Origin of the sequence: Sulfuricaulis sp. (assembly GCF_024653915.1) — a bacterium.
In the GTDB taxonomy this organism is placed as follows: Bacteria; Pseudomonadota; Gammaproteobacteria; order Acidiferrobacterales; family Sulfurifustaceae; genus Sulfuricaulis.
The window spans coordinates 207,308-221,304 of the sequence record NZ_JANLGY010000005.1 but is presented as its reverse complement, the minus strand read 5'-3'; the positions used below and the strand labels follow the sequence as shown (position 1 = coordinate 221,304).

Annotated in this window: 17 protein-coding genes, 1 tRNA gene and 1 rRNA gene; 4 read left to right on the top strand and 15 right to left on the bottom strand. The window is 55.6% G+C overall.

The window, feature by feature from the left end; genetic code table 11:
* From NUV55_RS03500 to tyrS, 4 genes are all read right to left on the bottom strand, one after another.
* A 16S ribosomal RNA gene (locus tag NUV55_RS03500) occupies positions 1–82 on the bottom strand; the annotation flags it as partial.
* 302 nt (positions 83–384) lie between these two features.
* Entirely contained in the window at positions 385–588 is a 204-nt protein-coding gene (locus NUV55_RS03495; RefSeq protein ID WP_296670423.1) for a hypothetical protein, read from the bottom strand.
* Positions 578–703 carry a PilZ domain-containing protein gene (locus tag NUV55_RS13770; RefSeq protein ID WP_367280333.1) on the bottom strand — a complete coding sequence of 42 codons (126 nt, stop codon included), beginning with the start codon at positions 701–703 and terminating at the stop codon, positions 578–580. Before NUV55_RS13770 ends, NUV55_RS03495 begins: the two co-directional genes overlap by 11 nt.
* 15 nt (positions 704–718) lie before the next feature.
* Positions 719–1,921, bottom strand: a complete 1,203-nt coding sequence (tyrS, locus tag NUV55_RS03490; RefSeq protein WP_296670422.1) for a tyrosine--tRNA ligase — start codon at positions 1,919–1,921, stop codon at positions 719–721.
* 146 nt (positions 1,922–2,067) lie between these two features.
* Between tyrS and NUV55_RS03485 the strand changes: the two genes are divergently transcribed.
* Positions 2,068–3,486: a peptidoglycan DD-metalloendopeptidase family protein gene (locus NUV55_RS03485; RefSeq protein ID WP_296670420.1), complete on the top strand. Its 1,419-nt coding sequence runs from the start codon at positions 2,068–2,070 to the stop codon at positions 3,484–3,486.
* Positions 3,487–3,497: 11 nt separating this feature from the next.
* Positions 3,498–4,625: an anhydro-N-acetylmuramic acid kinase gene (locus tag NUV55_RS03480; RefSeq protein WP_296670434.1), complete on the top strand. Its 1,128-nt coding sequence runs from the start codon at positions 3,498–3,500 to the stop codon at positions 4,623–4,625.
* An 80-nt stretch (positions 4,626–4,705) separates the two neighbouring features.
* Here the strand turns inward: NUV55_RS03480 and erpA are convergent, their stop codons facing one another.
* The 10 genes from erpA to NUV55_RS03430 all read right to left on the bottom strand — a co-directional run bounded on the left by erpA (position 4,706) and on the right by NUV55_RS03430 (position 11,537).
* Complete coding sequence (gene erpA, locus NUV55_RS03475; RefSeq protein WP_367280332.1) at positions 4,706–5,059, bottom strand: iron-sulfur cluster insertion protein ErpA; 354 nt, start codon at positions 5,057–5,059, stop codon at positions 4,706–4,708.
* Positions 5,060–5,133: 74 nt separating this feature from the next.
* Positions 5,134–5,589 (bottom strand): polymer-forming cytoskeletal protein, encoded by a 456-nt coding sequence (locus NUV55_RS03470; protein WP_296670418.1) that lies wholly within the window; start codon positions 5,587–5,589, stop codon positions 5,134–5,136.
* Between the two features lie 88 nt (positions 5,590–5,677).
* Positions 5,678–6,394 (bottom strand): DUF6776 family protein, encoded by a 717-nt coding sequence (locus NUV55_RS03465; RefSeq protein ID WP_296670417.1) that lies wholly within the window; start codon positions 6,392–6,394, stop codon positions 5,678–5,680.
* A 64-nt stretch (positions 6,395–6,458) separates the two neighbouring features.
* Complete coding sequence (argC, locus tag NUV55_RS03460; RefSeq protein WP_296670416.1) at positions 6,459–7,490, bottom strand: N-acetyl-gamma-glutamyl-phosphate reductase; 1,032 nt, start codon at positions 7,488–7,490, stop codon at positions 6,459–6,461.
* Positions 7,491–7,687: 197 nt separating this feature from the next.
* Positions 7,688–8,725, bottom strand: coding sequence for a porin (locus tag NUV55_RS03455; RefSeq protein WP_296670414.1), 1,038 nt, complete (start codon positions 8,723–8,725; stop codon positions 7,688–7,690).
* Positions 8,726–9,229: 504 nt separating this feature from the next.
* A tRNA-Gln gene (locus tag NUV55_RS03450) sits at positions 9,230–9,303 on the bottom strand.
* 40 nt (positions 9,304–9,343) lie between these two features.
* Complete coding sequence (locus tag NUV55_RS03445; protein ID WP_296670412.1) at positions 9,344–9,724, bottom strand: four helix bundle protein; 381 nt, start codon at positions 9,722–9,724, stop codon at positions 9,344–9,346.
* A gap of 48 nt (positions 9,725–9,772) precedes the next feature.
* Positions 9,773–10,168, bottom strand: a complete 396-nt coding sequence (rpsI, locus tag NUV55_RS03440) for a 30S ribosomal protein S9 (RefSeq protein ID WP_296670410.1) — start codon at positions 10,166–10,168, stop codon at positions 9,773–9,775.
* Between the two features lie 20 nt (positions 10,169–10,188).
* Positions 10,189–10,617, bottom strand: coding sequence for a 50S ribosomal protein L13 (gene rplM / locus NUV55_RS03435; RefSeq protein ID WP_296670409.1), 429 nt, complete (start codon positions 10,615–10,617; stop codon positions 10,189–10,191).
* A gap of 605 nt (positions 10,618–11,222) precedes the next feature.
* Positions 11,223–11,537: a hypothetical protein gene (locus tag NUV55_RS03430; RefSeq protein ID WP_296670408.1), complete on the bottom strand. Its 315-nt coding sequence runs from the start codon at positions 11,535–11,537 to the stop codon at positions 11,223–11,225.
* An 85-nt stretch (positions 11,538–11,622) separates the two neighbouring features.
* Here NUV55_RS03430 and NUV55_RS03425 point away from each other — a divergent pair, with 85 nt between their 5' ends.
* Complete coding sequence (locus NUV55_RS03425) at positions 11,623–12,900, top strand: (Fe-S)-binding protein (RefSeq protein ID WP_296670406.1); 1,278 nt, start codon at positions 11,623–11,625, stop codon at positions 12,898–12,900.
* A gap of 45 nt (positions 12,901–12,945) precedes the next feature.
* Positions 12,946–13,590: a 2-polyprenyl-3-methyl-6-methoxy-1,4-benzoquinone monooxygenase gene (coq7, locus tag NUV55_RS03420; RefSeq protein WP_296670404.1), complete on the top strand. Its 645-nt coding sequence runs from the start codon at positions 12,946–12,948 to the stop codon at positions 13,588–13,590.
* Between the two features lie 3 nt (positions 13,591–13,593).
* Here coq7 and NUV55_RS03415 read toward each other — a convergent pair whose 3' ends face one another.
* Entirely contained in the window at positions 13,594–13,992 is a 399-nt protein-coding gene (locus NUV55_RS03415; RefSeq protein ID WP_367280331.1) for a VOC family protein, read from the bottom strand.
* Positions 13,993–13,997: the final 5 nt, after the last annotated feature.

The window sequence follows — 13,997 nt, the reverse complement described above, 5'->3', positions numbered from 1 at the left end:
GTTGCCCCCTTTCGCGTGCGACTTGCATGTGTTAGGCATGCCGCCAGCGTTCAATCTGAGCCAGGATCAAACTCTCCAAATAAACTTCGTTGTTCCATTTAAGGAACTAAAACTTCATGTGACTGAATACGCTGCTGTTTAAGGCAGGCATCAGTCACCTTTCATTGGATGACCAGGCTCGACAAGAGCGCCCACACAAATTACTTGATCTTGAATTTTAAAAGAACGAAGGCCGATACAGGGTACCGGCCCAAGGGAGGCGCATTATACGCGTGCCACCCCCTGCGTCAACGCTTGATTTAAAGTATTTTACCCTTGCCAGCGGTGTCCGGAAGCACAGAAAATTTACCCCGGAAACGCCTGTTTTAGGGGTTTACTTTCGCCCTACCCAGATTCAGGGGGAAGCAGTTTCTCAATAAACCGGAGGTCGTCCAGACTAAAATCGATGAAAGTCATGGCGAAACCGTTCGGTGTCAGTCTTTGAACCCGGGCCTTGATGGAATAGGGATCGGCATGATGTGGCGTGGACAGGAAGGTAACGCTCAGGGGAGTGCCGGTTGACGGCGATTCATTATCTTTACAATTCAACAAAAAACCCGCCGATACTCAAGTCACGCGTCGTAGCACTTCTGGTTCGCCCCCCAGGGAATGCCAGTTCAACATTCAGGCTGACATGACTTCGCGGATGCTTACGTTTTTCCATTAATTATCGCTATTCCTAACTTACGCGGACACGCATGAATTTCCGCTTGCCGACCTGAAAAACATGGGCCTGTCCGGAACGGATTTCCTGCGCCGGATCATTCGCCTTCTCACCGTCTATACGCACGCCCCCCTGCTTGATGAGACGCAAGGCCTCGGAGGTGCTGGCCGTCAGGCCCGCTTCCTTGAGGAGCCGGGGAAGAGCAAGTCCCTTGCCATTGCCCGCCAGCTCAATTTCTGAAATGTCTGTGGGCGTTTCCCGCTGCTGGAAGCGTGCAATAAAATTGTGCATCGCGTCACGACCCGCCTTCGGTCCGCCGTGAAAACGGCTGACAATTTCCTTGGCCAGTTCAAACTTGATGTCACGCGGGTTGGCTCCCTCGTCGACACTGCGCTTCATCAATGCAATTTTGTCGGGGTGCTCGAACGAGAGCAAATCGAAATAGCGCCACATCAACGTGTCTGAAATCGACATAAGCTTGCCAAACATTTCGTCCGGCGATTCGTTGATGCCAATGTAATTTCCGAGCGACTTGGACATCTTGTTGACACCGTCCGTGCCTTCCAGTAACGGCAAGGTAATGATCACTTGTGGCGGCTGATGGTAGGCCTTCTGCAATTCACGACCGACCAGGAGGTTAAATTTCTGGTCTGTCCCGCCAAGTTCGACATCCGCTTTCATTGACACGGAGTCATAGCCTTGTAACAACGGATAGAGGAATTCATGTATGGCAATCGGCTGACCGCCTTTGTAGCGTTTGGAAAAATCATCCCGCTCGAGCATGCGCGCAACCGTGTACTTGGCAGCGAGCGTAACCAGATCCGAGGCTTTCATTTTTCCGAGCCATTTTGAATTGAATACAATCCGGGTCTTTTTCCGGTTAAGTATTTTGAAAATCTGGCTCTTGTAAGTGCGCGCGTTCTCAAGCACTTCCTGGCGCGTCAGCGGGGGGCGCGCCATATTCTTACCCGTGGGATCGCCGATCATGCCGGTAAAATCACCGATCAGAAACAGGACCTCATGTCCGAGATCCTGAAACTGTCGCAACTTATTAATGAGCACCGTGTGCCCCAGATGCAGGTCAGGAGCTGTGGGGTCAAATCCGGCCTTCACGCGCAATCGCTTCCCGGTGCGGAGTCGTTCGGCGAGATCCGCCTCGAGCAGAATTTCATCGGTACCGTGCTTGATGAGGCGCAGCGTTTCGGTGGCTTGAGTCATGAATGATCCTGAAACGACGGGTGATCCCGGGCGCCGCAAAGCGTACCATAGGCGTCCCTTGATGGCATGTCGATAAGCACCGCCTCGCCCACGATACCGATGGTCTAAACTTTGACGAACTGATTTTTATTTAGGAAACTTATCCCTTGCCCAAAAGATTACTTAATAAAATTGCCTTGGCATTTCGCCGTTCAGGCAAGGCTCATCCCCACCGCTTTCCGGGGCGGGGCGTGTGGCTCCTGGGGCTCGCGGCTTTCCTGACTTCGGTCACCATCGCCGCCATCATACCGCGCGGAAGCAGCTCGCTGCCGATCAATGCGCTGATTCCTTCTACACCGCCACAAACAGTTCAGCTGGGCGAGACGTCTTTTCCAACTGCCATGGGTCTGACGACTAACCAGCCCGCTGAAACAGAGGCGTCCCATAAAATACCTGATCGCGAGCAGTGGACCGAGGTCACCATCCGCAAAGGCGACACGCTTTCAGACATCCTGAAGCGCGCCGGCCATGACAGCAGCGACATTCACCGCCTGATTCAGTCCAATCCCGATGCCCGTGTTTTCCGCCAGATGTATCCGGGACAGAAGCTGCGTATGCGCATTGAGGCCGATGGATCCTTGCAGGAACTGGTCTACGAAACCGGCCCCGGCGAGGCATTTCATCTGGCTCGCCACGAGGATCGTTTTGAGCTCACCAAAGAACTGCGCACTTTCGAGACACGCATCGCCCACGTCTCCGGCACCATCGAGTCGTCATTGTTCGAGGATGGCCTGGATGCCGGACTCTCGGATAACCTGATCATGAAGCTGGTGGAAATCTTCGGCTGGGACATCGACTTTGCCCTTGACCTGCGCCGCGGTGACAGTTTTTCCGTCATTCACGAGGAAAAATTCTGGCGTGGACAAAAAGTCACTGACGGAACGATTCTGGCCGCTGAGTTCGTTAATCAGGGTCGCGTGTTCCGCACCATCGCCTTTCGTGACGCCAACGGTTATACGTCTTATTACACGCCCGATGGCACCAGCGTGCGCCGGCCGTTCCTGCGTACCCCCGTGGAATTCAGCCGCATCACTTCGCGTTTCACCGGTAATCGTTATCATCCCATTCTCAAAACCTGGCGGGCGCACAAAGGGGTGGACTACGCCGCTCCCGTTGGCACGCCGGTACGAGCCACCGCCAGCGGACGTATCCTGTCGATGGGCTGGAATGGCGGCGGTTATGGCAAGCGCATCGTCATCCGCCATAACGCCACATACAACACGGTTTACGCGCATCTCTCGCGGTTCCGTTCCGATCTCCGCGTGGGCAGTTTCGTGGATCAGGGCCAAACCATCGGCAACGTCGGTGCCACGGGGCTGGCAAGCGGTCCCCACCTGCATTACGAGTTTCAGGTCAATGGGGCACACCGCAATCCTTTGACTTTCAAATTCACGGGGGAAGCAAAAATTGCCTCGCAAAACCGCGACGAGTTTGCGCGACTTGCGAATGACTGGAGCGCGCGCCTGGATGCAATCAGTCGCGGCACGCAGATCGCCGCCAGCCGTCAGACTGGAAACCCCTTGTAACTTTCCGCAGGCTGCCCGAAACTGAGGTCATGCATTTTATCGGGCTGATGTCAGGGACCAGCGTGGATGGCATCGATGCCGTGCTGGTATCCCTCTCCGCGGGAAACCGGCCCGTCCTGGTGACCACCCACGCCCATCCCATCGATGCCGCGACCCGTGGCGAAATTCAGGCCCTGATGCGCGAGGGCCCCAACGAAATCGAACGGCTGGGGGAACTCGACATGGCGCTGGGCGAGCTATTCGCCGAGGCGGCGAACGCCGCCATCAAAAAAGCCGGGTTGGCAAAAAAAGACATTCACGCCATCGGCAGCCACGGCCAGACCCTCCGCCATCGGCCGTGCGCAGGCCACCCCTTTACGATACAAATCGGCAACCCTTCCGTCATTGCCGAGCGTACCGGCATTACCACCGTGGCGGATTTCCGCGCGCGTGACATGGCGGCCGGCGGCCAGGGCGCGCCCATGGTGCCGGCATTTCACCACCAAATGTTTCATTCCCCTCAGCGCAACCGCGCCATTATTAATATCGGTGGAATTGCCAACGTAACCTACCTCCCGGCCGACACGTTGCAGCCGGTAATGGGTTTCGATACCGGTCCGGGAAATACATTGCTTGACCAATGGATAAACCAGCACTACGCACGCGCTCACGATGAAGCCGGACAATGGGCCACCTCCGGTCGGGTCTCCAGTGAACTACTGGGGAAACTCCTGGCCGATCCGTATTTCAGGGCTTCGCCCCCCAAAAGTACCGGGCGCGAACACTTCAATATGGAATGGCTGCAGGCTCATCTGAAAAAACTTGCCACGCCGCTGTCCGCGGCCGACGTGCAGGCGACCCTTCTTCAGCTCACGGCACAGTCTATCGCTCAGTCAATCCGCGAATTCCTGCCGCAGACGCAGGAGGCTTATGTCTGCGGGGGCGGGGCACACAACCGCACGCTGATGGCGGCGCTGGCGGGGCACATGTCCAGTATGACGGTAGCCACCACCGACAAGCTCGGCCTGTCTCCCGACTGGGTGGAAGCGGCGGCCTTCGCCTGGCTGGCCCACCAAACCCTGGAAAGCCAGCCCGGTAATCTGCCTTCTGTCACGGGCGCTAAACGGGCTGTAATCCTCGGCGGGATTTATCCTGCCTGACACACCGGAAGTATGGCGATCCCGCAGAAACGCAAAAGGGCCCGGATGGGCCCTTTTGCTGTTTCCTGATTTAGTGGCGTCTAGGTGTTGAAAGAAGAACCACAACCGCAGGTGGTCTTGGCTTGCGGATTCTTGATCACGAATTGCGCACCCTGAACGCCTTCCTGAAAGTCGATTTCCGCGCCCGCCAGGTACTGGAAGCTGAGCGGATCGATCAACAGCGTGACGCCGTTTTTTTCCACGCGCGTATCGTCTTCGTTAGCGCTCTCTTCGAACGTAAAACCGTACTGAAAGCCCGAACACCCGCCGCCGGAGACAAACACCCGCAGCATCAGCGCCGGATTCTTTTCCTCTTCAATCAATTCTTTCACTTTTTTTGCCGCACCGTCGGTGAACATCAGGGCGGACGGCATTTCAGGCATGGCAGCACTCATTTGAACCTCCACGAATAACAGTAACTACTAATAAACTAATTATCCTGTTCCTGACCCCGTGGGTCAACAGTTACCTAGTCTTCGGCATCCGAACCGTTTTCACCCGCTGATTTCAGGCGCGTCACGGTTCCTTTATTGGTGCTGTCGCGTCCGGTTTCAACCGCTTCTCGCACCAGATTACCGTTGACCACCGCACCCAAGGCCATTTCAATCACCTTGTAATACAGGTCCCCGAATATTTCCGCCTTCGATTGAAGTTCAATGCGCTCGGCAGCGCGAACATTCCCTTTGATCGAGCCATTGGTGATGATATGCGGCACCGTGACATTACCCGTCACAGCGGCATGTTCGCTGAGCACCAAGGTGCTGTTGCCATCACCCTTGGCCGTGATATTGCCGCGCACTTTTCCGTCAACACGCAGGCCACCTGAAAACACGATATCGCCCTTCAGTTCGGTTTTTGCGCCGACCAGCGTATCGATGGTATTGCACGGTTTCTCGGTCGACGTCTTTCCCAGAGCACTCAGCATTGGCATACCCTCCATGTTTGTATTGTAGTCGCCCGACTACCGGGGCGTGATGTAGCAGGATCGGCGATAAAACTCGAAAACCGGGATTCTACCCCAGTGGCCAGGTGTAAGTAGCCTCCGCCATGGAAGACCCGCCAGGCGTTGTGATATAGACCTTGATACGTATGGGCTGGAAATTCCTTGGTAATTCCAGCTTGCCCTCAATATCCTGAAAATACTTGAAACTCACCATAATCGGGCGCCCATTCGCGGCCGGGAATCGCAGCACGGTGTCCTCCCCCACCTGCGTTCCGCTGATCTCCAGCACGGCCCTGCCCTGAATAAGACTCTCGTGCTTCAGTGCCTGAATCAGCACCAGTTTGTAACGGTATTGATTGGTGCCGCCGGCCGGTTCGATGTAGAGGTTCTGAATGCGCAAGCCGCTTTTCTTGTCAGCCGGCGAAATGATGTTGCGGTAGAAATTTAGCTCTTCCCGCAACTTCACGATTTCCTGCGCCGAGGCCTTGAGCGACTTGTCGAGATCCTGGTAGGCCGCTTGGTCCATCTGGATAGTGCGCTGCGCGCCCGCGAGAGCTTCCTGGAGCCCCTGTTTTTCATCACGGAGCTTGCGCATGTCATCCTGCAAGGTCTGCTGTGTCTCTTGCGCCGACTGGCGTTCGAACCCGGCGCGGTTGAGTCCGTAGTTGTAAATAAATCCCGCGGAACCCAGCAACCCGAGCACCAGAACTACCGCCAATAAAATTTTGATGCGCGGTGAATAGCGCTGCTTGATGATCAGTTCACCGGGTTTATTGAGGTCAATCATTCAGGTAGGCCTGCGGGACATGCCGAAATATAGCCGCATCAACCGGCGGATGAAAGCACAAACATCAGGGCATAACACCGGCCTGCTGCAGGCCGGTGCGCTCATCCAGGCCGAACAGGATATTCATGTTCTGGACCGCCTGACCGGCGGCGCCCTTCACCAGATTATCGATGACAGACAGCACGACAACCGTATCGCCACCCTGCGGTTGATGCACGGCGATACGGCAGATATTGGAGATACGGACGGAACGCGTCTCGGGATGACTGCCGGACGGCATGACATCCACGAACGGTTCATTCGCGTAACGTTTCTCGTATAGCGCCTGCAGATCCGCGCCCGGCTTCGTGAGCCGCGCATAGAGCGTCGCATGGATACCGCGGATCATCGGGGTGAGATGCGGAACAAACGTCAGTCCCACGGATTTTCCGGTCATGGCATCGAGCCCCTGGCGGATCTCCGGCCAGTGACGATGCCCCGCCACGCCATAGGCCTTCATGGAATCCGCCGCTTCCGAGAACAGTGTGTGCACTTCCGCCTTGCGGCCAGCGCCGCTGATACCGGACTTGGCATCGGCGATCAGATGCTGCGCATCCACCAACCCGCTCTCCAGCAACGGCAGGAATCCCAATTGCACGGCCGTCGGATAGCAACCGGGGTTGGCGATCAAGCGGGCCTTTTTAATCTTGTCGCGATTCACTTCCGGCAATCCGTACACCGCCTCGGCCAGCAACTCGGGGCAGGCATGCGGCATGCCATACCATTTTTCCCAGACCGCGGGGTCCTTCAAACGAAAGTCGGCGGCGAGATCGATGAACTTCACGCCGGCCTTGAGCAGCTCGCGTGCGTGCGTCATGGCCACGCCATTGGGCGTGGCCGAGAACACCACGTCGCAGCCGGCGAGCGCTTTCGTGTCCGGTTCCGTGAAGGCGAGCTTCACGTAGCCGCGCAGATTGGGGAACAATTCGGCCACCTTTTTGCCGGCCTCGCCGCGCGAGGTGATTACCCGCAGGTCCGCCTGCGGATGCGCCGCCAGCAGGCGCAGCAGCTCCGCCCCGGTGTAGCCGGTACCGCCGATAATGCCGATCTTGATCATGGGACTGGAAACATCAATTTCACCGCGAAGTAGCGAGATTCAAATCAACCATACAGGATATTCCGGAGGGTCGAAAGATCGGCCTTTTCCACGGCATCCTGGGATGGCCTGAAATCTGCCCGAAAAAAAACGGGGCCCGAAGGCCCCGTCACTGGATACAGCTTTACGCTTGTTCAACCGCTAGCTGACTTCCAAGCTTAGAACTTCAGGATATAGCCAGCCGAGATGGCGGTAGCATCCTTGCCGGCGGCAGTAGCAAGGTTGTCTCCGTGGCCACCGTTACTGCTGGCGGTGCTGAAGGTTGCCGCAGTGTCATTACCCACCGAGGCATAGTTGAGGTAGACAATGGCCGTCTTGCTGAACATGTGATCCACGCCGATAGCTATCATGTCGCCACCGGTGTTGGCTGTGTCGTCATACTGGTCGGCATCAAGCCAATGGAACTTGAGCTTGTTGTTACCCATCTTCATCGAGGCAACAAAACCCAGCGCATCACGGTCATGACCGGAAGTGCCGCTGATGTCGCTCAGCGATTCCCACAGCAGGCCGAACGTGAAGTCGTTCATGGTATAAGCGCCTGCGAGACGCATACCGGTGGTATCGTTGGTCAAACCGGTGTTGGCCACTTCGTTCCAGGCAGCGCCGAGGAACAGCGGACCGGCAGACCAGTTCACGCCCAAGCTGGTATCTTTCTCGCTGGTATTGCCTGCAAGATCAGAACCGTTGTTGGAGCTGTTCTGGACCACCACGTTCAGGCCGCCGAAGTTCGGGCTTTCATAGCGGATCATGTTGCTGATGCGCTTGTCGTAGGTGCCGGCGTTGCCGATGAAGTTACGCATGTCACCGACCTGTTCGTTGAAGTTGTCGAACTTGCGACCGAGGTCCTTGTAGGCCGTGTCATGGCGACCGATCTTGACTGCGCCCCATCCACCGCTGAAGCCGACAAAGGTGTTGCGCATGGTGCCACCAAAACCGCCTGTGCCTTCGTCAGCGGCAAAGATCGGGCTTTCAATCTGGTAAATGGCCTTGAGACCGCCACCGAGATCTTCGTCGCCCTTGATGCCGAAGCGCGAAGAGTTGTTGGCCATCATGCCATCTTCGTTAACGTCGTTGTCGTAACGGTCCATCGACATGTGCATGTGACCGTACAATGTTGCGCTCGCCGCGTGAGCAGCGACCATCGGGCCAGCGACCAGCGCGGCGCCTACGGCTGCCATAAGTAGCTTCTTCTTCATGATTCCTCCTGGAAGGAAAGTTAGTTAGGGGAATAACCAAGCGCAGTTCATCTGCACCTGATGTAATTTATAACACAGCTTTTTGCGAATATACAACGTAATTTTGCAAATATACGACAAATATTCATCTTGTAACTTTTTTACAACAAATCCGCGGATTATGGCGGGAAACAGGGTGAAATTGGATATGGTCGCGGCAGAAGCAGTGGGGGGCGGGTGTTTCAGGTTGGGGGACTAGGATTACTCGGGACATCCTTGTCCCTCGCCCCTTCGGGGTCGCTGCCGCTTCGCGGCAGCGTTCCGCAGCAGTTCTAGGCTCGGCTGTCCCGGCCTCGCCAAGAATTCCAGGGCGCGCCATCCATGGCGCGCCCGTTCGGCGAACCGCGATTCGGTGAATCGCAAACGGTTCACCTCACCCCGGCGAGCGCTGGTCGAACCTAGGTTCTCATCCTAGTCCGAGTCGAAAAACAAAAGCGACCCCACACTGGGGGCCGCTTTTGTTTTTGGCTGGGGGACTAGGATTCGAACCTAGATAAACAGAGTCAGAGTCTGTTGTCCTACCGTTAGACGATCCCCCAAAAAAATCAGTAGCAAGTTTCAAGTAGCAAGTAACAAGTTTCAAGAGGAAGAGGGGGTCTCGCGCTTTGAATCTTGAGCTGGCTCATATCGCCTGATCAAGCCCTGGAGCATCCGCGAAATTTCCGCGGCCTCCTGGATCATCTGAAGTGCTTTCGCCTTTTCGATGAAACCCGCTTCCGTGCCGATATAGAGTTGGGTGCGTAATTCGCCGCAGGAACCTTTGGCGATTTTGAGAAAGCGGGAAAATTCCTTCGAAGAATCGCGTTCGTAGCCTTCAGCAATGTTCGATGGAACGGAAAGCGCCGAGCGGGTAACCTGATCCCTGAACCCGAAGTCCCTGCAATCGTTCAGAAGTTTATAAAGCTCGACGCTCAGCCTGCAGCTTCGCTTCCAGACATCCAAGTTTTCAAGCGCATCCATTCTTTCATGATTTTACTTGCTGCTTGAAACTTGCCACTTGCTACTTCTTTATCGCTTCGAGTACTGCGGCCGTTTGCGCGCCTTGTGCAGGCCGTATTTCTTGCGCTCAACGGCGCGCGAATCACGCGTGACATAACCGGCCTTGCGCAGCGCGGGACGCAGTGATTCGTCATAAGCCATCAGTGCGCGCGTGATGCCATGACGAATGGCACCGGCCTGACCGCTGGGTCCGCCGCCGGCAACGTTCACCTTGACGTCGAATTTGTTTTCCATGTCCACGACCACGAACGGCTGGCGCACAATCATGCGCGCGGTTTCACGGCCGAAGTATTCATCAAGTGACTTGCTGTTGATCAAGAATTCGCCCTTGCCGGGCTTGAGATAAACGCGCGCCGTAGAAGTCTTGCGCCGTCCGGTGCCGAGATGAATGTTTGCCTGCGCCATGGTATTGGTTACCTGAAGAATTAGATTTCCAGAACCTTGGGGCTCTGTGCCGTATGCCGGTGATTCGCGCCGCAGTAGACCTTAAGCTTGCGGAACATCTGACGACCGAGCGGATTCTTCGGGAGCATGCCGCGGACGGCCGTTTCAATGACATCGCCCGGCGCCTTTTTCATCATGTCCTGAAAGCTTGTCGACTTGAGGCCACTTTGGTAACCGGTATAGCGATGATAAATCTTGTCGCGGCTTTTCTTGCCCGTCACCTGAATCTTGTCGGCGTTGACCACGATGATGTAATCACCCGTGTCCACGTGGGGCGTGTATTCCGCCTTGTGCTTGCCGCGCAAACGCCGCGCAATTTCGGTGGCCACGCGTCCAAGCACCTTGCCGGACGCATCAATCACGTACCAGTCACGCTTGACGGTTTCGTTCTTTGCGGAAAATGTTTTCATGAAAATATTTCAGGTAATTCAGCCATGTAGAGGATTTCGCGCCACGCGCTATCGGCGCGAACCAGCCGCCGGAAAGCCGCGCATATTACAAAAGACGCCTATGAGTTACAAGGAAAAGTCGACAATCCGGTGTTCGTGACATAAGAGAAGACTGGCAATCAAGGCAAAAAATGGGCAAAAAAAAGGCGCGGCTGGGGAGCCACGCCCGAACCACCACTAGGAGGATGGAGGAGCCATTACCCGGCGCCTGAGCGCCGTAAAGAAATCTTTCAACTGCCTGTACTAAGATTAGCAAACTTCGGGTCAATCGCCAGTAAGCTTGCTGATAAAGTATATAATAATTATCTAATATTTAAACCTATTGTCAATATGTGCGGCGTACTTTCTGATGAAAAATCCTGAAAATAACGTAACTATATGATTTAAATACATTAAGATAATTCCCCACCACTCTCAATAAACCCCCTATCAGCTCGTTCAGCGGATATGACCCGACCGATCGGGGTTGGTTCAAAACTAAGGAGCAGGAAACTGTCCATTTCTAAGCTGACTTCTTTTGTCACCTTGATTTCTCAACAGGTAATGCTGAGCCTGGACGATGGGGCTTATTCCTTCAATTTCAGGCGCTCAACCAAGCGACCTTGCCTCAAATGCTGATCGATAATCTCGTCGATATCGACCTTGTCCACGTAGGTGTACCAGATGCCCTCGGGATAAATCGCCATGACCGGCCCTTCCTCGCAACGGTCCATGCATCCCGCCTGGTTGATGCGGACACCACCCTTGCCGGCCATGCCGAGCGATTTGATACGCTCCTTGGCATAGTCGCGCATCTGTTGGGCAGGGTGATTGGCACAACAGGCGCTGCCATCCACGCGCTTGTTAACACAGAAAAATACATGGTAACGGTAATAGGACATGGGTCGGGAAGTTGCACTAATCAGGCAACAAACGATAACGTAGCAGAATTATAGGTCATCCGCCCACCTTGGGCATCTCTATCTCGTGCAACACCGTGCCTTGTCCGCCTACTTGAACCCCGACTTTCACATCAAACACGAGGCCGCCAAATGTGTGGCCTGCGGGTTGTGCCTGCCTCACTGCCCAACCTACGAGCTGCTGCATGATGAAGCGGAGTCGCCCCGTGGACGTCTGTCCCTCATGCTCGCTCTGGCAAAAAACGATCTACCGCTAAATGCCAAACTGGAATCCCATCTCGCGCGCTGCCTGGATTGTCGGGCCTGCGAAAAGGTTTGCCCTTCCAATGTGGCCTATGGACTGGCGCTCGATTCCGTACGCCACCTGATCGAGTCCAGGCGCACCACTGACACCAAACCCCTGAACAGGTCCGTGCGGCTGATTCAATGGCTGGTGGAAAAACCGATCAGAATGCAAATCCTGGGAAGAATTCTGCGACTGTACCAAGGCACTGGCTTGCAATGGCTGCTGCGAAAGAGCCATGTGCTTCGGCTTGTCGGGCTGACCCGCCTCGACAACGCCATTCCGAAGCTCGCATCTCAAAAAAGATTTTCAGAAATCTATCCAGCACATAAGAAAACAAAAGGGCGAGTGGCTATCTTTACCGGGTGCCAAGCGAACTTGGTGGACCAGCAGACATTGACTTCTTCTATTCGACTGCTCTGCCGGCTGGGATACGAAGTGCATGTGCCCCCGGACCAGGGTTGTTGCGGTGCCCTGCACCTGCATGATGGTCAAGCCAGAAAAGCCACCGAACTCATGCGTCAGAACACCAGCGCGTTCGCAGACGGGAATGATGCCATCATATCTGTGGCCAGTGGCTGCGCCGCCACGTTATGCGAATACGGAAAATATCTGGATAACGATGTAGCGGCACAAAGATTTTCCGGCCGCATCATGGACATCAGCCAATTCCTGGCAGGAATATCCTGGCCAACAGGTATCTCTTTTCGTCCGCTTCCCGGACGCATTGCCATTCACGATCCGTGCACCTTGACCAACGTGTTGCGGCAGGAGGACAAGCCTTATGCCCTGCTGGCAAAAATTCCCGGTGCGGAAATCTTTTCGCTGCCGGAAAACAAGGTCTGTTGCGGTGCGGCGGGCGCTTATCATCTGGCCGAAACACTGATCGCCGAGCAATTGCGCGCTCCAAAAATAAATCATCTCAAGCGCCTGGCACCGGACATTCTGGTGACCTCAAACCCCGGTTGCGCCACGTTTCTGGCGACCGGCCTGCGCGAGGCCGGGCTGGACATGGAGGTCATGCATCCGGTGACTTTGCTCGAAAGGCAGCTGGAAAAATAGCCTGGCCCTTGTGGCACGGTCATACCAGCGATATCGTTACAGATCATGACAGATCGCACTCATTCTTCTCTTGACCGCTTGATGGAACAGCTCGATCAGGCGCTGCACACTGTTTTGGGGCCAACTCCGAGACCCGTGCGTAACAGTCCGGCTTCGGTCAAAGAAGAGATCGAGCTGAAGGCTGCTGAGCGCGCATTGTCTGGCCGCTTGATGCGTATCAATCATGCCGGAGAAATCTGCGCCCAGGCCTTGTACCAGGGGCAAGCGGCCACGGCACGGCTGCCGGATGTACGTGGAAAAATGGAACAGGCCGCACAGGAAGAAAATGATCATTTGGCCTGGACCGAGGAGCGCATCCGCGAACTCGGCGGTCACACCAGCTATCTCAATCCAATCTGGTACGCAGGCTCATTCGCCATCGGCGCACTGGCAGGGGTTATCGGTGACAAGTGGAGTCTCGGTTTTGTCGCTGAAACGGAAAAACAGGTGGTGAAGCATCTTGAAGGGCATTTGCAACGGCTGCCGACGGAGGACCACAAGAGCCAGGCGATTCTGGAACAGATGCGCGACGACGAAGGCCGTCATGCCACGGTCGCCATCGAGTCCGGCGGCGCTGAACTGCCAGAGCCCGTGCGGCAGTTCATGCATTGCACGTCGAAAATCATGACCCGTACGGCTTACTGGATTTAACTGCTATTTATTCACCAACGACGGGTGATAAATTATTTGAACGGTGTTGCCGGCCGGATCCTGGCAATAGAAACTGCGCGCGCCGTCGCGATGGGCGCTGGGTTCCTCCACCATCGTCGCGCCTTTCAACTTTAGATACATAAACCAGGCATCCACGTCCCCGATTGCATTGACGACGAAACCGATGTGGTCGAGCCGTTGGGCCGACTCGGGATTGACGGCCGATGTCGCCCGATGCAGGGCCAGGTTGTCGTTACCGCTGGTGAGGTACACATTATTCGCATCCGGCCGCCACTCCACGCGCATGCCGAGCAGGTCGGTGTAAAACCGTTCGCAGGCGTCCATGTCCTGTACATTCAGCGCCACATGGCGCAGTCCGGTGGTGGCGGGCGGACGCATCACTGGCT